The organism is Azospirillum brasilense (assembly GCF_001315015.1).
GTDB classification, from domain to species: domain Bacteria; phylum Pseudomonadota; class Alphaproteobacteria; order Azospirillales; family Azospirillaceae; genus Azospirillum; species Azospirillum brasilense.
In genome coordinates this window covers 1939801-1957317 of the sequence record NZ_CP012914.1, presented here as the reverse complement: position 1 = coordinate 1957317, position 17517 = coordinate 1939801, and the positions used below count along the sequence as shown (strand labels likewise).

General features: G+C 66.4%; 19 protein-coding genes. 12 read left to right on the top strand and 7 right to left on the bottom strand.

The window, feature by feature from the left end; translation table 11 throughout:
• Positions 1-277: 277 nt before the first annotated feature.
• A complete protein-coding gene (locus AMK58_RS31115) occupies positions 278-553 on the top strand; it encodes an AlbA family DNA-binding domain-containing protein (protein WP_175424464.1) in 276 nt (91 codons plus the stop codon).
• Positions 554-693: 140 nt separating this feature from the next.
• Positions 694-1668 (top strand): ATP-binding protein, encoded by a 975-nt coding sequence (locus tag AMK58_RS29460; protein WP_196813119.1) that lies wholly within the window; start codon positions 694-696, stop codon positions 1666-1668.
• A 166-nt stretch (positions 1669-1834) separates the two neighbouring features.
• Here the strand turns inward: AMK58_RS29460 and AMK58_RS29455 are convergent, their stop codons facing one another.
• Positions 1835-2179 carry a helix-turn-helix domain-containing protein gene (locus AMK58_RS29455; RefSeq protein ID WP_158283111.1) on the bottom strand — a complete coding sequence of 115 codons (345 nt, stop codon included), beginning with the start codon at positions 2177-2179 and terminating at the stop codon, positions 1835-1837.
• A 90-nt stretch (positions 2180-2269) separates the two neighbouring features.
• On the opposite strand from AMK58_RS29455, the gene AMK58_RS09030 reads away from it, so the two are divergent.
• Positions 2270-2620 (top strand): hypothetical protein, encoded by a 351-nt coding sequence (locus tag AMK58_RS09030; RefSeq protein ID WP_035674171.1) that lies wholly within the window; start codon positions 2270-2272, stop codon positions 2618-2620.
• Positions 2621-3108: 488 nt separating this feature from the next.
• On the opposite strand, the gene AMK58_RS09020 is transcribed toward AMK58_RS09030, so the two are convergent.
• The 4 genes from AMK58_RS09020 to AMK58_RS09005 all read right to left on the bottom strand — a co-directional run bounded on the left by AMK58_RS09020 (position 3109) and on the right by AMK58_RS09005 (position 5899).
• Positions 3109-3948, bottom strand: coding sequence for a class I SAM-dependent methyltransferase (locus tag AMK58_RS09020; protein ID WP_059398818.1), 840 nt, complete (start codon positions 3946-3948; stop codon positions 3109-3111).
• 2 nt (positions 3949-3950) lie between these two features.
• A complete protein-coding gene (locus tag AMK58_RS09015; RefSeq protein WP_035674176.1) occupies positions 3951-4277 on the bottom strand; it encodes a hypothetical protein in 327 nt (108 codons plus the stop codon).
• Positions 4278-4447: 170 nt separating this feature from the next.
• Positions 4448-4777: a hypothetical protein gene (locus tag AMK58_RS09010; RefSeq protein WP_236778094.1), complete on the bottom strand. Its 330-nt coding sequence runs from the start codon at positions 4775-4777 to the stop codon at positions 4448-4450.
• A gap of 156 nt (positions 4778-4933) precedes the next feature.
• Positions 4934-5899, bottom strand: a complete 966-nt coding sequence (locus tag AMK58_RS09005) for an alpha/beta fold hydrolase (RefSeq protein ID WP_059399048.1) — start codon at positions 5897-5899, stop codon at positions 4934-4936.
• Between the two features lie 283 nt (positions 5900-6182).
• Here AMK58_RS09005 and AMK58_RS09000 point away from each other — a divergent pair, with 283 nt between their 5' ends.
• Positions 6183-6728, top strand: coding sequence for a MarR family winged helix-turn-helix transcriptional regulator (locus AMK58_RS09000; protein WP_035674181.1), 546 nt, complete (start codon positions 6183-6185; stop codon positions 6726-6728).
• A gap of 31 nt (positions 6729-6759) precedes the next feature.
• A complete protein-coding gene (locus tag AMK58_RS08995; RefSeq protein WP_059398817.1) occupies positions 6760-7929 on the top strand; it encodes a DUF2336 domain-containing protein in 1170 nt (389 codons plus the stop codon).
• A 1-nt stretch (position 7930) separates the two neighbouring features.
• Here AMK58_RS08995 and AMK58_RS08990 read toward each other — a convergent pair whose 3' ends face one another.
• Complete coding sequence (locus AMK58_RS08990; protein ID WP_236778093.1) at positions 7931-9397, bottom strand: mechanosensitive ion channel family protein; 1467 nt, start codon at positions 9395-9397, stop codon at positions 7931-7933.
• 245 nt (positions 9398-9642) lie between these two features.
• Between AMK58_RS08990 and AMK58_RS08985 the strand changes: the two genes are divergently transcribed.
• The 5 genes from AMK58_RS08985 (at position 9643) to AMK58_RS08965 (ending at position 13701) form a co-directional block, all read left to right on the top strand.
• Positions 9643-10125, top strand: a complete 483-nt coding sequence (locus tag AMK58_RS08985) for a DUF4399 domain-containing protein (RefSeq protein WP_059398816.1) — start codon at positions 9643-9645, stop codon at positions 10123-10125.
• Positions 10126-10146: 21 nt separating this feature from the next.
• Positions 10147-10725: a DUF4399 domain-containing protein gene (locus AMK58_RS08980; protein WP_236778092.1), complete on the top strand. Its 579-nt coding sequence runs from the start codon at positions 10147-10149 to the stop codon at positions 10723-10725.
• A gap of 46 nt (positions 10726-10771) precedes the next feature.
• Positions 10772-12337, top strand: a complete 1566-nt coding sequence (locus tag AMK58_RS08975) for a DUF4384 domain-containing protein (RefSeq protein ID WP_059398815.1) — start codon at positions 10772-10774, stop codon at positions 12335-12337.
• Positions 12338-12471: 134 nt separating this feature from the next.
• The gene (locus AMK58_RS08970; protein ID WP_059398814.1) at positions 12472-13350 is read left to right on the top strand and encodes an OmpA family protein; all 879 of its coding nucleotides are present in this window, start codon (positions 12472-12474) and stop codon (positions 13348-13350) included.
• A gap of 24 nt (positions 13351-13374) precedes the next feature.
• Positions 13375-13701, top strand: coding sequence for a hypothetical protein (locus tag AMK58_RS08965; protein ID WP_035683514.1), 327 nt, complete (start codon positions 13375-13377; stop codon positions 13699-13701).
• 156 nt (positions 13702-13857) lie between these two features.
• Here AMK58_RS08965 and AMK58_RS30845 read toward each other — a convergent pair whose 3' ends face one another.
• Positions 13858-14082 carry a DUF1150 family protein gene (locus AMK58_RS30845; RefSeq protein WP_014240582.1) on the bottom strand — a complete coding sequence of 75 codons (225 nt, stop codon included), beginning with the start codon at positions 14080-14082 and terminating at the stop codon, positions 13858-13860.
• 354 nt (positions 14083-14436) lie between these two features.
• On the opposite strand from AMK58_RS30845, the gene AMK58_RS29450 reads away from it, so the two are divergent.
• Together AMK58_RS29450 and AMK58_RS08950 are read left to right on the top strand one after the other, a co-directional pair.
• Entirely contained in the window at positions 14437-15621 is a 1185-nt protein-coding gene (locus AMK58_RS29450; protein ID WP_158283110.1) for a DUF4384 domain-containing protein, read from the top strand.
• Between the two features lie 83 nt (positions 15622-15704).
• Positions 15705-17516, top strand: coding sequence for an adenylate/guanylate cyclase domain-containing protein (locus AMK58_RS08950; protein ID WP_059398812.1), 1812 nt, complete (start codon positions 15705-15707; stop codon positions 17514-17516).
• Position 17517 lies beyond the last annotated feature (1 nt).

Sequence of the window (17517 nt, the reverse complement as noted above, 5' to 3'; positions counted from 1 at the left end):
TTTTAATAGATAATCTAAGGCAAAAATACCTAGTATTTTCGCATGTTAGCTCGTTTTTAATATTATTTATTCTTAAGAATTCCAATATGATTTTAATCCGTATTCTATTTTATGCTTTGAAGGGTATTATATTAATTTGAACAAATCAAGAACATTCCGAAGGGCTCACGGAAAAATCTCAAATTTCCTTCTGATTCAGCACGCATTATATTGATTTTTATCGTTAGATAACGCCTCATACGCTATCGTTCATCAGTTCTAATTTAAGGAGAAAGCCATGTTTGAAGAAAGGATTCCAGATGGTAGAGAGCTTCAAAAAATCCTTGATGCAGATGAAGATCATTTTTTTGATACTAAAGGCTGCAAAATTCAGCCAGCAAAATTACAAGAAACTTTTGTCGCATTTGCGAATGCCGATGGCGGTGAAATATATGTTGGTGTAGAAGATAAAAATTTCAAGGAAATCGTCTCCAGCCATTTTCTGCAAAAGAGGAAGCCAACGCACTTCTGGCGACGCTTCTCGAACAAACAATTCCTTCTGTTGAGAATGTAATAGTTGAATTTCTATCCCTACCTCAGGGAGGGCAAATTCTTCATATATCGATTCCTAAGAGCCCAAAGGTCCATTATACGGCATCAGGTGATTGCTATGTTCGGCTTAATGCTGGAAAGGTTAAGATAAAAGGTGAGCGAGTGACGAGTTTGGCCTATTCAAAGGGGTCTGCTCCTTACGAGCGAGTTGCTATTGAATCTGTTGCCCTTGATGAGGTTATCGAATCCCCTATCCTCGATGACTACAAGCAAAGAGTAGGATCAAATCTGGAGCCAAAGAGATTTCTAAAAAAGCAAAGATTAATTTCAGAGCGCAATGGAGCTGAATATCCTAACGTGGGATGTGTTTTGTTATTTGATGAGGAGCCGCAAGCAGCTATTGAAACTAGATGCGCAGTAAAAGTTTATCGTCTCCGCACAACAGAATCTGAATACAAGAGAGAACATTTGACAGAAATGCCGGCGACCATAAATGGTCCTATTGAGAAACTGATTATAAATACAATCGAAAAGATTAAAGAGCTTGTTGATGGGGCTTCGTTTTATGAAGGGGATAAATTGGTAACTCTGCAGTACCCCGCTGAAGCTATAAAAGAAGTTCTTGTTAATGCTGTAATCCACCGAGATTACAGCTTGAACGATGATATACACGTTAGGATATTTGATAACAGAGTGGAGATATCTAGCCCCGGAAAGCTCCCTGGGTATGTAACTATAAATAATATTTATGAGGAAAGGTTTTCAAGGAATCCCAACATTGTTAGAATGCTCCATAACCTTCCTAATCCATTGAATCACGACATAGGTGAGGGATTGGATACGGTTAGAAATGAGCTTAAAAAAGCTGGGTTGGTTCCGCCGGTGTTTGAAGAACGGGCAAATGCATTTGTCGTTACTATGAAGCATCAAAGGATTGCATCAGTCGAAGATGTTATTATGGATTATCTCGAACAAAATCCAGACTCTGTAATTTCCAATAAGCTGGCAAGAAAACTGAGCGGTGAAGATGATATAAATAAGGTAAAAAAGGCTCTTCAAAAGCTAAGAGCTGAGAGAAAAATCGCTCTGATTGATGAGCGAGCAAAGCCATTTGACTATCGTTATAGAAAAGCATGATGAATTTTAAGGAAGATTTGTCATATAGGTAAAACTAGGCTTGTTTTTGAAAGCTAAAAAGTTGGCGATCTAAAAGAAGGTCGTCAACTTTTTAGCTATTTCTGAAATACCTTAAGGAGATTGTGAATTAAATTAGGGATTTCTGAGGATTTCAGCGCTAAAAATATTAACTTTTCTTTTTGTTTGGAAATGCATCAACAACTTTGGCGACAATGCTTAAATCGCGGATGTCAAGACGACGCGATGATTCTATGATTAATGCCTCAAAAGATATGCGGGTTTGGTCTGCGGATTCGTTTGGATCGAATGCGCTGACCAGCTCGCGTAATGGAACGTTTAACTTCTCACTGATGCGAATCAGTGTCTCCAACTTCGGAAGGGTTAACCCTCGCTCCATCTTTGAGACAGCCTGAACGGAACGGTCAATCAACTCCGCAAGATCCTCTTGCGTGAGGTTTCGCTGTTCCCGAAGCGTGCGGAGCATCCGCCCGAATTCCTGCGTGCGTTCCATGCCCGGACTTTCATCCGGGCGGAGAGCGTTGACCATGTATCCAAGGCGTCGTAAACTTAAACTTAAGTTCTAGTGCGCAACAGGTGTACCATGCGTCTGTCCGGTGTGTTGCTCATCATCTGGGGTGGACTGCTGGTGCCGCTTACCCTGCCGTGGACATGGGGGTACCGAAAGCAACTGGGCCTGATCGCCAGCCTCGACGAGATGACGATGAGCTTTCTCGGGGATAGGCTTTCTTACGCATACGTTGTGTCGTTTTCGGTGATCTTGGTGGGACTCGGGCTGTCGTGGATCGCCTTCGCCACGGTGTGGGACCCGCCCTATCCGCGTGCACGGGGTGTTTCGGAGAAGGAACAGGCGCCGCCGTCCACAACGCCCCGGAAGTCGTCGTTGGAGGAGGTCATGGGCGACCGCCCCATCGACCCGATGAGGCTTCATTGAATGGCACGTTGGCGAACCCTGAGCGCCGGTTGAGCCTCTGTCCTTCGCGGCGTTTGACGGCTTCGGGAGCTGTGGTATTTTACGAGGCAAGGAGGTGATGCGCCTTCGGTCTCCTGGAGGCGGGGCCGGTTTCCCGACCCCGCCCATTGGTTCCTTAGCGATCGTGGTCCTGGTTGAAGCCCGCTTCGAACTCGAACTTCATCCGGAACCAGAAGCGTCGGAGCCACTTCAGGTACCTTTTCAAGCGCATCACCTCCTCTCGGATGCCGGACGGGTAGGGCCCGTCGGCACGCAACATCCAAAGGAATGCGGGGGCGCGGTCAACCGGGGATAGGGCTCGGTGGGGCGGCTGCGGCACTTGGGCGCGTTGTTGGGGTGGGGAGGTTTTGCCCCCTCCCTGACCCTCCCCCGCTCTCGGCGGACCGAAGGTCCGCCTGCCGCGTCAGCGCAAACCTTTGGTTTGCGCGAGAGCTTCGCAGGGGAGGGAATTAGGCGCCGGCCACGATGCGGACGTGGATGGGCAGGGGGATCGTGCCGCCCTGGGCCTGCGCGTCGAAGCGGCGGGTCACTTCGGCGTCCAGGTCGGCGCGCTGCCCGGCGGTGAGATCGTGCAGGCGGTGGCCGAAGCTCATCTCCAGCGTGGCGCGCCAGAAGGGCTGGCCCTGGGGGGCCTTGCGGACCGGGGTGATGTCGGTCTCGCTCACCGTGGCGAAGCCGGCGGCGCGCATGGCCTCCGCCAGAAGGCCGGGGGCGGCGAAGCGGAACAGAGGGTCCAGGCTGCGGTCCTCGCCCAATTGGGCGGCGACGGCGTCGCCCACCGTGTCGAACAAGGCGTTGCCGGCGCGCGGCCCCCAGACCATGAAGGCCGCCCGTCCGCCGGGGCGCAGCACGCGCCGCAGCTCGGCCAGGGCCGCCGCTACGTCGGGGACGAACATGATGCCGAAGCGGCAGGTCACCCGGTCAAAGCTCGCCGCGGCGAAGGGCAGGGCGGTCATGTCGGCGGCGGCGAAGGCCGGGCGCAGCCCGTCGGCGATGCCCGCGGCGCGGCGCCGGGCGCCGGCCATCATGCCGGGCACGAGGTCGCTGCCCACCACCAGCCCGTCCGGACCTGTCCGGAGGGCGGCGCTCAGTGCCGGTTCGCCGGCGCCGGAGGCGAGGTCCAGCACCCGGTCGCCCGCCGTCACCCCGGCGGCGTCCAGCAGGGGCTGGTTCAGCTTGTCGGCCAGATCGGCCATCGGGTCGGCCCAGCGGTCCCAGGCGTCGGCGCTGGCGGTCCAACGGGCGCGCTCGGCGTCGCCGTCGATGGGGCAGGTGGACAAGTCGGGCATGGTCAGTGGAGAAGCCTTGCGGTGCCGGTGATGCGGGGGGCGGAATCGGCGTCGCGCAGCCGCTCGTTCAGCGCCGCGACCTCCTCCGCCAGCTTGCGGTTCGCCTCGGTCAGGGCTTGGACGCGCCCCTCGGCGGCCTGCTGCTGGGCGTTCAGGGTGGCGACGGTCTCCGCAAGCTTGCGGATTTGCTGCGATTGGCGGGCGGCGCCCTCGTTGACGCTGCGGCGGATCGAGCCGACGGCGGCGAGCACGATGACGCTGACCGTCGCGCCCGTCAGAAGGGCGGCGATGGCCAGAGCCCAGATCCAATCCCCCGATGGCAGTTCCATGGCCGAAGCCGCCCCTGCGTTGCGTCCGATTCACCGGCGGCGACCCTCCGGTGAACCGATGGTTTCAGCATCCGATGAATTGCCGGGCTGGTCAAGCCGGGCACCGGAACGGCAAAAGGCCCAGCCGTTGCCGGCCGGGCCTTTCGTGAAACCAGGGTAGCGCTCTGTGGTCAGGCGACGGTGTCGTCGACCGGGCGGGTGGCCTTGGCGCGCATGTCCTTCAGGTGGTCGCCGAAGGCGCGCAGGACCGGCATGATCCGCTGCATCTGGTCCGACGTGACGTGGGCGTCGGTCTTCAGGACGATGGTCGGCGCCTCCGACATCAGGCGCTTGGAGCGCATCGGACCGACTTTGTCGTCCATGAACATGGACAGCCCCATCAGAATGCCGAGCGTCACGTCATCGGGCGCCTTAGGCAGAGCCAGCACGTCGTGCAGCTCGTTGAGGAGGGTGTAGGCGACGATGGACGTGCGTTCGATGGTGTCAACGTCGGCGGCCATGGACATCGGCGTAATCCTTGAGGCGCTGAAAGTGTGCGATATGGCCGAAGGTTAGCGCTTGGATCGTAACCAAACTGTTAACCATCCCTCACCCGAGTCGCCACGAGTCGCTTTTTTCGAGTCGCAATCCCCGGTCGCCGAATCAGGAGAGTCGACTCATGCCTCCGCGTGAGCCGACTCGGCGGTCATGGCCCGCTCCACCCGCTCGATGGCGGCCATCACCGCGTCCGGGCGTGCGTGCTGCGGCATGTGCCCGGTTTCCGCCAGCAGATGCAGCGTCGATCCGGCCACCGCGTTGTGCAGTTGCACCGCGTGGGCGTGGGGATCGACGATGCGGTCCTCCCGTCCCGCGACGACGGACATCGGGCAGCGGATTTCGGAATAGCGTGGTGCCATCGCCGCCACGCCGGGGATCAGCGCGGCCAACTGGGCGGCGGCGGCCTCCAACTGCGTGGGGCGCAGCAGAAGGTCGGGAGGCAACGCGTCGTAGCTGGGCGGCACGGGGTTCGGCTCGAAGATGCGGCGCATCAGCGCCGGCAGGATCAGCCGGTCCAGCGGCGGCAGGACGGTGTGGCTGAGCAGCGGCCCGGCCGCCGGAATGGCCGGACCCAGGAGGGGAAGGAAGTCGAGCCGCGAGGTTGGATGGGTGAAGGCAGACAGGATGACCAGACCGCCGATCTCCTCCGGGAAATCCAGCGCCCAGGCCAACGCCACCGTCCCGGCCAGCGAATGACCGACGACGATGGGACGCTCCAGCCCCAGCTTGCGGGTGGCGGCGCGCAGCAGAGCGGCCTGGGCGGCGGGGCCGGCCTCGCGCCGCGGCGTCGCTTCGCTGTAGCCATGGCCGGGCCGGTCGAAACAGACGCAGCGCCGGTGCCGGGCCGCCTCGTCCAGAAGGCTCAACGCCCAGTCGTCGGCGGTGGTGCCGTTGCCGTGCAGGAACACCACGGGGGGCGCCGCGCCGTCCTTCGGCCCGTGGTCGAGATAGTGCAGGCGGGTGCCGCCGACGCTCATGAAATGGCCGGACGGCGGGTGTTCCTGTTCCGCCCGGTTGGTGCGGCGGCGGGTGTCCAGCCACAGGCCGGCCAGCAAACCGGCCGCGAGAGCCAAGCCGCTGCGCATCAGCGGACCCTCCAAGGGCATGCTTGCGATTTGACGGAACAGCATGTGGAATGCGGCATGGTCGGCCTCCTCCGAATTGCAGTGGCGGGCTGCAGGGACAGGGGAGCAACAGGAGGTGGACGGGGCCGTTCCGACGCGCAGGACCGCCATGTCTCAACATTGTTTCCACAAATTAAACTAAAATCTTATCATTCTTGCGACAGAAGGACGGGTAAACCGTCCACCGTTCGGAATTGGATCGACGCCATACCATGATGGTTTTTTCCAAAGCGGGAGTATCGCGATGAGCGCCGCCGCCAAGCAGCAGCCGACCCCAGCCGTGCCGGAGAGAGCCACGCCGGACAGCGCGGCCCCGGCGGGCGCATCCCTGCCCGCCGTCTACACCGACCTTGGCCGCATCATCGAGAGCATGACACGGCGTTTCCTGGACGTGCTGCGGATGGAGCTGGCGCGGATTGGGATCGACGACCTCAGCCCCGGCCAAGCCCTGATGCTGATCAACATCGGCGGCGAGGAGTTGTCGGTGCGCGACCTGCTGGAGCGCGGCTACTATCTCGGCTCCAACGCCTCCTACAACCTGAAGCATCTGGTGGAGGCGGGCTATGTCGACCGCTCCGCCTCGCAGCGCGACCGGCGCACGGCGCGGCTCCGCCTGTCGGAGCGAGGCCTGAAGCTGTGCGAGGCGCTGCGCGGGCTGGAAGCCGTGCGGGGCGAGGCGCTGATCCGCACCGACGAGGAAGCCGCCGATCTGGAGACGACTTACCGCACGTTGCGCCGTTTGGAACGGGCGTGGAGCGATCTGATCCGCTACGATACGCCGGAGTACTGATCCCGAGCGTCCGTTCCGGAAGACCCAGCGCATGTCACAGCGGTCCCTGAGCCAGAAGGATGTCGAGCGCCTGCTGGCCGCGCCCGACGCCCAGGCGCGCATCGACACCATGACCCATCTGGTGCGCGACCTGGAGGCGGGGGACCTCGCCGAGGCGGAACGGGCGCTGGCCATGGACATCCTGCAACGCTTCGCCGCCGACGCGGTGACCGCCGTGCGCGAGGCGGTGGCGTGGCAGATCCACAACTCCTCCCTGCTGACGGAGGGGCTGGCGGAGAAGCTGGCCCGTGACGTCGACCGGGTGGCCTTTCCCATCCTGCGCCACGCGGAAAAGCTGAGCGAAGGCTTGCTCCTCGACATCCTGCGCGAACGGCGCCCGGCGAAGGAGCTGGCCATCGCCGGGCGCCGCTCCGTCCCGCCCGCGGTGTCCGACGCGCTGGTGCGCAACGGCAACGTCATCGTCATCACCGAGCTTCTGCGCAACCGGGGCGCCGTTATCCCGGAACCGTCCCTGCACAGCGTGCTCGACCGCTGGGGCGGCGTCGCCACGGTGAACGAGGCGATGGCGGCGCGGCCCGACCTGTCGGCGGCGGTGGTGGAGAAGCTGATCCTCTTCGTGTCGGAGGAGATCCGCAACCGGCTGATCCGCAGCCACCGGCTCAACCCCCGCCTGATCGGCGTCCTGGTCGAGCGGGCGCGGGAGGCGGCGACCCTGCTCCTCCTGAAGCCGCTGACCCCGCGCGAGGCGGACGTGGAGCTTCTCGCCCGGCATCTTCTGATCCGCGGGCGGCTGTCGGCGCCGCTGCTCTTCCGGGCGCTGTGCGCCGGGGAGATCGCGCTGTTCGATGCCGGGATCGCGGTGCGCGCCAACCTGCTTTTGGAGAACGCCCGTCAGCTCGCCTGGGACGGCGGGCCGCACGCGCTTAAGGGGCTGTTCGCCAAGGCGGGCTTGTCCTTTACCCTGCTGAAGCCTTTCCGCGTCGCCATCGCGGTGGCGAAGGCGCTGGACTACCGGGGCGGCGACGAGGGGCGCGAGCGCTTCCAGACGGAGGCCATCGCCACCCTGTTCGACGCCTGCGGCAACAGCCAGGACCGCGAGATCGACGATCTTCTGCTGCAACTGTTCGACCAGACCTCGGCGGAGGTGATCGAAAAGGCGCTGGAGCAGGCGGGGATGCCCTTCTCCCCGCTGAACAGCTGAGTCACAGGCTGAAGAAGGTCTTCAGCCGGGCCAGCAGATCGTGCTCGGTCGCCGTCTGGGTCACGGCGGCGGGCACGCTGGCGCGGCGGTGGGCGTCGTTGCGGCGCTGGCGCAGGCCCATCAGGTCGGCCAGCCGGGCGGCCAGCTCCGGACGGCGGCGCAGGACGGGGTCGAGCGCCTCCTTGTCCAGCTCGTAGACCACGGCGTCGGTGTTGGCGATCACCGACGCGCTGCGCGGCTGGCCGGTCAGCAGCGACATTTCCCCGAACACGTCGCCCGGCCCCATGTGGTCGAGCAGGAGCGTCCGTCCTCCGAAGGCCCCGCGCACGTCCAGCGCGCCCTCGGCCACCAGGAAGAGGGAGGTTCCGGTCTCGTCCTGGCGGACCACCGCCTCCCCGGCGGCGACGTGGCGCAGATGCATGCCGGACGCCAGTTCGTCGATCTCCTCAGGGCGGAAGGCGGCGAACAGGTCCACATGGGACAGCAGGTCCCGCCCCAGCCCCAGCGCCGAACAGGGCGGCGGGCGGTTGCTGCGGCGGCGCATCTCCTGCTTCGGGCTGGCCGGCTCCAGCCCGGCGCGGGCCAGATGCTCCAGGATGGTGGTCGCCACGGCGTCGCGGGTGGCGGCCAGCCGGGAATAGTCCGCCACCCAGAAACGCGCCTGATAGGTGACGCCGTTCAGGGTGATGCTCTCCACAACCACGTCGGGCCGCGGCTCGGTGGGGACGGCGTCGCAGCAGACGATGGCCGACAGGATGATCCGCTTGGCGCGGGCCACCGGCACCTCGGCGTCGAGCGTCACCGGCACGCTGGCGCGGAAGCCGCTGCCGGGCTGGCTGTAGTTGGTGATGCGGTTGCCCGCGGCCAGCCCGTTCGGCACCACCAGAGCCGTGCCGTCCAGCGTGACCAGCCGGGTGGCCCGCCAGTTGATCTCGTCCACCCGCCCGGTGACTCCAGGGGTCAGCTCCACCCAGTCGCCGATGCGGTAGGGATGCTCGACGTTCAGCGCAATGCCGGAGAAGATGTCGGCGATCATGTTGCGCAGCGCAAAGCCCAGCACCGCGATCACCACGCCGGAGGTGGCGACCAGCCCGGTCACCGGCTGGCCCAGCACGAAGGCCAGGATGCCGAGAACCGCGAGCCCGTAGAGCAGCGCGCGCAGCAGGTCGGTCAGCAGGCGCGGCATCGGCGTGGCGCGGGCGTTGCGCGCCACCACGAGGTCGATGACCCGCGACCCCAGCCACGCCGCCCCCAGCCACGCCGCCGCGGCAAGCAGAGAGGCCAGCGCGTCCGCCACCATGACGCCCGCAATGGGGGCGATGTGGCCGGACAGCCAGGGGCGCTGTCCGGCCAGACCGGCCGCCCCCAGGGTCAGCAGCGCCGGGGCCAGCAGATGGCGCAGGCCGAGGCGCGGCGGCGCCCCAGTGGGGCCGACGGGAAGCGGGGCGAGGCGGGATGAATCGGGCATGCGGGACCGGCAACCTCCTGCCCCGTGACCTTCGCACCGCGGGCGGAACCGTCAAGCCCAAAATAGGAATAGGCGAAGCGGCCCCGGTCTTCGCGCAAAGTGGGGTGGTCGGGGATCACTTTCGCTCCTTAATATTTGGAGAGTGGGGAGTGAAAGGATAAGGTCCGAAAAACCGCGAACATTGTCCGCCCACCAAGCATAAGATTGAAACTCCCAAAGAGAAGAGCCAGAAGAGCGAGGTGTCCATGCCTCATGCCGCCATAATCGTGGCGGCCGCGCTGCTCCTGTTGCCGGGCGCGGCGTCGGCCCAAAGCGCAAACGCTCAAAGCACGACCACTCAAAGCACGACCACTCAAAGCACGAATGGACGGGAGAAGGCGCCGGAGGGTGCGCGCGCCTACATCATGTGGCCGTCCAACGGCACCACCATCTCCGGCGGAAAGCTGTGGGTCCGCATGGGCTTGCAGAACATGGGCATCGCCCCGGCGGGCATCCGCAAGGAGGACACCGGGCACCACCATCTGCTGGTGGACAGCGACCTCGCCACCTACGACGAACCGATCCCGAACACCAAGCAGTCGCTGCATTTCGGCGGCGGCCAGACGGAGGTGCGGCTGGAGCTGCCGCCGGGCCGGCACACGCTCCAGATGATCCTGGGCGACGCGGACCATGTGCCGCACGACCCGCCGATCATGTCGCAGAAGATCACCATCATCGTGCCGCAATAAGAGCGCGACAGGGAGGAAGTCATGATGCGCAGCGCCGCCGTTCCGGTCCTTCTGACCGTCCTGCTCGCCGCCGGGCCGGTCGCCGCGCAGTCGTCTCCGGAAGCCGACCCGCTCGACAAGCCGTTGTCCGACACCACCAACACGCCGCAGCCCGCCAGCCCCGGGCACGAACATGAAAGCACTCCCTCCACCCCCGACGCGGCGAAGTCCGGGCGGACGGCGTCGCCGAAAGACGCCTATCTCTACATCGGCTGGCCCAACGACGGCGAGGTGGTGAGGGGCCGCTTCAAGGTGTGGTTCGGGCTGCGCAACTTCGGCGTCGCTCCGGCGGGCGTGCGCCGGGACAACACCGGCCACCATCACCTGCTGGTCGACGCCGACCTGCCGCCGATGGACGAGCCGATCCCCAACAACCGCAACTACATCCATTTCGGCAAGGGCCAGACGGAAACCTACCTGGAGCTGCCGCCGGGGCGGCACACGCTCCAGCTTCTGATGGGCGATGCGGAGCATATCCCGCACGACCCGCCGATCCTGTCCAAGAAGATCACCATCACCGTGCGTCCGGGCGGCGACGGCCCGCGCGTGTCGGCCCGCTGATCTGGCCCCGTTGATCTGGCCCGCTGAACGTCCAGGGAGTGATGCCATGGGATTTTTCCGGCGCACCGGTTTCGCGAGGGCGACGGCGGCCGCATCGCTCCTGCTTCTCGGAGCCTGCGTCACCTCGGGCGAACAGGCGACCCTGGTCCAGAAGCCGAAGACCCCGCCCGTGCGCACCGTGTCCAACTTCAGCGAGGCGCTGCGCTGCATGGACACGCTGATGTGGAACCATGGCAAGCGCGACATCTTCATCACGTCCAACGGCATCCCCGACGCCACCGGCCGGGTGGCCGGCGGCACCAAGGAGATGCTGATCACCGCCGTGTCGCGCATGTCCGAGCGGTCGAACGCCTTCCGCTTCGTCGATTTCGAGCCGACGCTGGACGACGTGAACGCGCTCTACTGGATGATCGGGGTGCAGCCCAACTTCCGCGCGCCGTCCTATTACGTGCGCGGCGCCATCACCCAACTCGACGACAACGTGGTGAGCGAGGCGGCCAGCGCCGGCATCTCCCTGCCCACCGTCGATCTGGGCATCTCCGCCGATCAGGTGATGTCGGTGATCTCGGTGGACCTGAACATCGGGGAGCTGGCGACCCGCCAGATCATCCCCGGCCTGTCGGCCAGCAACTCGCTCGCCATCATCTCGTCGGGCAAGGGGGCGGACGCCGGGGCGGTGATCGGCAAGGCCGGCCTGTCCTTCAACGTCTCGCTCAACAAGTCCGAAGGGCTGCATCAGGCGGTGCGCACGCTGATCGAACTCAGCACGATCGAGGTGCTGGGCAAGATGACCCGCACCCCCTACTGGCAGTGCCTGGGCATCGACCAGACCAACCCGGCCTTCGCCGGGCAGGCGCGTGACTGGTTCGACGGCATGGCGCCGTCGCAGCGCGTCGCCTACGTCCAGCGCGTCCTGCTGGCCGAGGGCTATTACGACGGATCGGACAGCGGCCAGCTCGATGAGCGCACCCGCGACGCGATTTCCCGCTATCAGGCGGACAACGACCTGATCGCCACGGGGCGCATCGACTTCGACCTCTACCAGCGGATGCTCGCCCAGCCCAGCGGCCAGAAGGGGCCGGGGGCGCCGCGCCTGCAATCGGTGTCGAACGCGGGCGGGGAGGGGCTGCCGCGCGCCACCCCGGCGCCCGCCGGAGCGCCGCCCGATCTGGTCCTCAGTTCCGACCGCGGGCCGCAGCCGCGCTACCGCGCGGGCGAGGCCCTGGTGGTCAAGGTGCAGCCGACGGCCAACGGTTTCGTCTATTGCTACTACCAGGACGCTGCCGGGTCGGTGGCCCGCATCTTCCCCAACCGCTTCCAGCCCGACAGCTTCGTCCAGGCCAACCAGCAGGTGGAGGTCCCGCCGGGCGCGCAGAAGCCCTTCAACCTGCGCATGGACCGTCCCGGCGCCTCCGAGACCATCGCCTGCGTGGTCTCCCCCGACGAACTGGGGACGCGCATCGCCGACCGCTACAAGACCGAGGACCTTCAGCCCATTCCCGGCGCCACGCTGGCCGACGTGGTGGGCGCCTACGGCAGCATCCAGGGCACCAACGTGCGCAGCCGGCAGATGGCCGTGCAGGTTCTGCCCGCCGTGTCGGCCCAACGTTAGGGGTTTGGGATAGGGTTAGGGGTTTGGGATAGGGATTGTGGGCCGGCTCACAGCGCGGGGCGGGGGACGGGGGTAGAGAAGGGGGCAGCAGAACACCACGCCAGATCATGGCGCCGAATCATGGGAGACCACCGATGCCGCGACCGACCTCCAAGACCATCGCCCGACGGCTGAACGGCGTGGCGCTTCCCGCTCTGGCCCTGCCGATGATCGCCCTGGCCTGCATGGCGGTCCCGGCGCGGGCGCAGACCGTCGAGGGCTCCGGCGGCAACCGGGTCATGATGTTCGAGCGCCCGCCGACCGTGGACGAACTGCGCGAGGCGGTGAAGCCCGGCCCGGCGGCGGCCCCTGCGACGGATGGCACCGAGCAGCCGAAGATCCGCACCCGCAGCATCGAGATCATCGGCGGCGGCATGAACAGCGCCAACCGCCCGCGTCCGACCGACAGCGTGAACTACGGCGCGCCGGCCCAGCAGCAGGCGACCCCGCAGCCGGGCTACAGCCCGCCGACCGCGCCCGTGGCGCAGCCGGAGCCGGCGCCCCAGCCGAAGCCCAAGCGCGCGCCCGTTCAGGAGGCCGCGGCCCCGCCCGTCGCCCCGCCGCCGGCCGCCCCGCGCCGTTCCAACGGTGTGCAGCCGGCCACCCTGTCCGCGCCGGAGACCCCGGCGGAGACCCGTCCGACCAACGGCTTCGGCTTCCGCATCAACTTCGCCTTCAATTCCGCCGACGTCCCGAAGGAGTTCTATTCCTACGTCGATGCGGTCGGTGGGCTGATGTCGCAGGACCCGCAGCTCCGCCTCGTCATCGAAGGGCACACCGACGCCGTGGGAAGCGAGCAGTACAACCTCGCCCTCTCGGAACGCCGGGCCGTGTCGGTGGGCGAGTATCTGGTGCGCGTCCACCACATCGAGCCGCAGCGCATCGCCATCGCCGGCCTGGGCAAGAGCCAGCCGCTGACCCCCGACCCGACCGACAGCCGCAACCGGCGCGTCGAGTTCCGGCCCATACAGTGATCGAGTGGGAAGGGAGGACGCGCCATGGTCCGGAAACTCCTTCTCCTGGTGGCGATCGCGGCGCTCCCCTTGGTCGGGGGCGCCGCCGACGCGACGGTGGTCCGCAAGAAGAGCAGCGACCCTGGCGTGCAGCCTGGCGGCCTCGACGTCGGGGTCCCCAAGGGCCGCGTGCGCATCCAGTGCTGGCAGGACGGCGAGAAGATCATCGACGAGAGCGATCTGAACGTCCTGTCGCTCAGCGTCGCCAGCCAGTTGAACGCGTTGCGCTTCCGTCGGGCGGGCGAGCCGGAGAACAGCCTCGCCATCGTGACGCGGAACCGGACGTCGTGCCTGTTGAGCCCGAAGGGATGATGAATGGGGGAGTATTGCCCCCACCCTGACCCTCCCCCGCTTTGCAGGGGAGGGAATTGGCGTTGCATGCACAAAAATCCCTCCCCTGCGCAGCGGGGGAGGGAGGGGACCCACGGAGTGGGGAGGGTGGGGGGAATGCCCCCATCACCTCCGCTCTCAATGCACGCTGACCAGCTCCATCCCATGCTCCTGAAGCGTCGCCCCCGCCGACGCGCGGTCGGTGTCCAGCCACAGGCAGGTGCCGTTCGCGGCGTACACGGCGTAGGCGGGCAGGCCGTCGATCTCCACCGACCGCAGATAGGCGACCTCCAGGATTCCATGACGGGCGAAGCGGTCATCGAAACCCTCGGCGGCGTCGGCTTTGGTGCGGCGGTCGGTCATGGTCGGTCTCCTCGGGCGCTGGGACGGACCAACGGGGCGCCGGTCCTGCCCGGCACTCTAGGGGGCTGGACCGGGCCGCGCTGTGGAGCCCGCCACACTCAGTACGTTGGAGGGGGGCAACTCCTGCGCAACTTTGTGCCGCACCTCACAGCCGCCGCCGCCCTTCGCCGTCTAGCCTCGACAGGCCGGCATAGGGCCGGCGCGCATCATTTCGGAGGTCCGACCATGCCCGTCCGTTCACGGCGCCCGCCCTTCTTTGGGCCGGGTCCGCAACCCCGTCCTTCCCCCTTCGCCGCCTGGACAGGCGTCCGGGAAACGCCAATGATTCCGCGATCCCCGCCGGTGGAGGCCAGCATGGCGCACAGGACCCTGAGCGGACTCGTGGCGACGGCCCTGACGCTGGCCGCCGTCGGAGCGGTCGGCGTCACCGCCGGCCGCGCGGCGGCGGAACAGGCGGTGGTCGTCGCCTCCACCGCCCCTGGCTACGCCCAGGGGCAACTGGTCCCCGACGGCACGGCAGTCACCGTGCCGGACGGCGCCAATGCCATGTTCCTGTTCGCCAACGGGCGCATGCTCCGGGTGAAGGGGCCGTTCGACGGGCCGCTCGACCGCATGCCCGACGCTTCGGGCTGGACCGGCGTCGGCAGCCTTGTCGGTGGGGAGCGCTTCTTCCAGACCGACCTCGGAGCCGCCCGCGCGGTCGGCACCCCGATGCAGAAGGGGGAGGAGCAGGTCTTCACCCTCGACCCTGGCCGGGCCGGAACCCAATGCGTGAAGTCCGGCGGCACCGTGCTGCTGCGCAAGCCTGCCGATCCGACGCTGATCCCGGCCACCCTGCGCGCGGAGGGGCACGAGGCCGCCGCCACGCTGCGCTGGGACAAGGGAGCCGCGGTGCCCTGGCCGCGCGAGCTGCCGATGGCGGACGGCACCGCCGTCTCCGTCGCCGGGCCGGACGGGCGGGTGCGCCACAGCCTGACCCTGCGCGTGATCGCCGCCGATGGCATCGCGGCGGGCCAGGGCGCGGAGCTGGCCGTCCGGCTGGCCGGTGCCGGCTGCGCGGCGCAGGCGGCGGCCCTGCTCGACCCGGTGCGGGACAGCGTGGCGCCGCTGAATCTCTATCTCGCCACCGACCGCGGCCTCTACCCGACTTACCGGTCCGGGGAGACAGTGACCCTGGTGCTCCAGACGAACCGGGACGCGCATCTCTACTGCTACCTGCGCAACACGCGCGGCCAGTTGACGCCGATCTACCCGCCGGGGCCGTCGGCCAGCTCGCTGGTGGAGGGGCACCGTACATTGACGCTGGCCGGCGACCGCATGCCGGTGCCGCTGCGCGCGGCGGAGCGGTCGGGGAACCTGTCCGCCGACCAGGAGGTGCGCTGCTTCGCCGCCGGGCGCGATCTCGGCGCCGACCTGCCGGGGCGTCAGGACGCCTTCCGGCCACTGTCCGACGAGGCGGCGGCCCGGCTGGAGCGGACGCTCGCCTCGCTGAAGCAGACCGAACTGGTGATGGCGCAGGTGATCCTGCGCGTGGAGTGAGGGCGCCGCCGTTGGGGACATCGGGGGGCAGGCCAAGCTGGGCAAAAGCCCCGTGGCTCGCCAAAGGACTGGCCAGAGGGCTGGTGGGCTTGGCCGCGGTGGTCGGCGTGTCGGCGGCGGCGCTGGGGCTGACCCGGCTGGTGCCGCCCCTGCGCTCCGCCGACGAGAGCTTCCGCGACCTCGCCATCGCCTATTTCACGCCGCCCGCCCCGCAGCATCCCGGCATCGTGCTGGTCACGCTGGGGGAGGACCTGTTCGCCACGCTGGCCTGCCGGTCGCCGGTCGATCGCGGCTTCCTCGCCGATCTGGTGGGGACGCTGGAGGCGGCGGGGGTGCGGGCGATCGGGCTGGACATCCTGTTCGATCAGCCGACCCTGCCGGCGCTCGACGAGCGGCTGCGCCAGCGCATCCAACGCGCCACGGTGCCGGTGGTCGCCATCACCGCGCTCGGCGACACGGCGCTGACGGAGGAGCAGCGCCGTTATCTCGGGCGGTTCCTCGACGGCATTCCGCACGGCCACGCCAACCTCGCCAAGGACCGGCTGGACGGTACGGTGCGCTGGCATGTGCCGCGCGGTCCGGACGGGCTGCCCAGCTTCCCGGCGCGGCTGGCCCAGCTTGCCGGAGGGGCGGCCGGGGAGGAGGTCCCGGCGGAGCCATTCCGCATCGACTGGCACGCCCGCCCGTCGCCGGATTCTCCGCCCTTCCCGACCTATCCGGCGGACATGGTGGGGCTGCTGCCGCGCGGCTGGCTGGCCGGGCGGATCGCCGTGGTCGGCACCGTCCTGGTCGGGGTGGACCAGCACCGCACGCCGCTGTCGGTCGCCGGTCTGTCCACGCCGGGGGTGGAGATCCAGGCCCACGCGCTGGCCCAGATCCTCGACGGGCGGACCAGCCGCGACCTGTCCGACGGCTGGGTCGTCGCGCTGGTGCTGGCGTTGAGCGCCGCGGGGGTGGCGCTGGCGGCGGCCGGCTGGCCGGTGTGGCTGCTGGTGCCGGCCAGCCTGCTCGGGCTGCTGGGGCTGTGGGCGGCGGCGCTGGCGCTGTTCGCCCAGGGCGGGCCGCTGGTGGCGATGATGGCGCCCTCGGCGGCGTGGCTGGGCGGCATCGCCGTGATGACCGCGCATCTGTCGCTGAAGGAGCGCACGGACCGCCGCAGCCTGATGCAGCTGTTTGCCAACCACGTCTCCCAGCCCGTCGCCGACGAGATCTGGCGGGAGCGCGCGACCTTCCTGGCCGGCGGGCGCCCCCGCCCGCAGGAGCTGACCGCCACCGTCTTCTTCTCCGACATCGAGGGCTTCACCACGGTCTGCGAGGCGCTGGAGCCGGAGCCGCTGATCCTCTGGCTGGAGGGCTATCTCGACGCCATGGTGCGGGTGGTGGCGGCGCATGACGGGATCGTGCTGCGCTTCATCGGCGACGCCATCCTGGCGGTCTTCGGCGCCCCCGTCGCCCGCACCACCCAGGCGGAGATCGACGCCGACGCCGAACGCGCCGTGCGCTGCGCCATCCAGATGGGGCGGGAGCTTCGGGAGCTGAACAAGCGCTGGCAGGCGGAGGGGTTGCCGGCCATCGGCATCCGCGTCGGCATCCACACCGGTCCGCTGGTGGCGGGCAGCCTGGGCGGGCTGAGGCACATGGAATACTCGTTGCTCGGCGACACCGCCAACACGGCGGCCCGGCTGGAGGCGCTGGGCAAGACGGTGGACATGCGCTCCTCCCCCCATTGCCGGATCGTCATTGGGGAGCCGACCTGGACGGCGGTGCAGGGCACGGTGGCCGGCCTGCCGGTCGGCGAGATGGCGCTGAAGGGCAAGCGCAAGGCGGTCCGTGCCTGGCTGGTCCTCGACCGCGAGGGGGAGGAGGTGCGGCCCGCGGCCGAAGCCGGGGAGTAGC

Excerpts from the sequence above, each read along its gene's own strand:
- AMK58_RS31115 (WP_175424464.1), top strand. The coding sequence starts at position 278 with ATGTTTGAAGAAAGGATTCCAGATGGTAGAGAGCTTCAAAAAATCCTT.
- AMK58_RS08990 (WP_236778093.1), bottom strand. The coding sequence starts at position 9,397 with ATGCCCGATTCATCCCGCCTCGCCCCGCTTCCCGTCGGCCCCACTGGG.
- AMK58_RS08980 (WP_236778092.1), top strand. The coding sequence starts at position 10,147 with ATGATGCGCAGCGCCGCCGTTCCGGTCCTTCTGACCGTCCTGCTCGCC.
- AMK58_RS09010 (WP_236778094.1), bottom strand. The coding sequence starts at position 4,777 with ATGGCCGCCGACGTTGACACCATCGAACGCACGTCCATCGTCGCCTAC.
- AMK58_RS09005 (WP_059399048.1), bottom strand. The coding sequence starts at position 5,899 with ATGCGCAGCGGCTTGGCTCTCGCGGCCGGTTTGCTGGCCGGCCTGTGG.
- AMK58_RS08975 (WP_059398815.1), top strand. The coding sequence starts at position 10,772 with ATGGGATTTTTCCGGCGCACCGGTTTCGCGAGGGCGACGGCGGCCGCA.
- AMK58_RS08965 (WP_035683514.1), top strand. The coding sequence starts at position 13,375 with ATGGTCCGGAAACTCCTTCTCCTGGTGGCGATCGCGGCGCTCCCCTTG.
- AMK58_RS09000 (WP_035674181.1), top strand. The coding sequence starts at position 6,183 with ATGAGCGCCGCCGCCAAGCAGCAGCCGACCCCAGCCGTGCCGGAGAGA.
- AMK58_RS08995 (WP_059398817.1), top strand. The coding sequence starts at position 6,760 with ATGTCACAGCGGTCCCTGAGCCAGAAGGATGTCGAGCGCCTGCTGGCC.
- AMK58_RS08985 (WP_059398816.1), top strand. The coding sequence starts at position 9,643 with ATGCCTCATGCCGCCATAATCGTGGCGGCCGCGCTGCTCCTGTTGCCG.
- AMK58_RS08970 (WP_059398814.1), top strand. The coding sequence starts at position 12,472 with ATGCCGCGACCGACCTCCAAGACCATCGCCCGACGGCTGAACGGCGTG.
- AMK58_RS09020 (WP_059398818.1), bottom strand. The coding sequence starts at position 3,948 with ATGCCCGACTTGTCCACCTGCCCCATCGACGGCGACGCCGAGCGCGCC.
- AMK58_RS29450 (WP_158283110.1), top strand. The coding sequence starts at position 14,437 with ATGGCGCACAGGACCCTGAGCGGACTCGTGGCGACGGCCCTGACGCTG.
- AMK58_RS30845 (WP_014240582.1), bottom strand. The coding sequence starts at position 14,082 with ATGACCGACCGCCGCACCAAAGCCGACGCCGCCGAGGGTTTCGATGAC.
- AMK58_RS09030 (WP_035674171.1), top strand. The coding sequence starts at position 2,270 with ATGCGTCTGTCCGGTGTGTTGCTCATCATCTGGGGTGGACTGCTGGTG.
- AMK58_RS09015 (WP_035674176.1), bottom strand. The coding sequence starts at position 4,277 with ATGGAACTGCCATCGGGGGATTGGATCTGGGCTCTGGCCATCGCCGCC.
- AMK58_RS29455 (WP_158283111.1), bottom strand. The coding sequence starts at position 2,179 with ATGGAACGCACGCAGGAATTCGGGCGGATGCTCCGCACGCTTCGGGAA.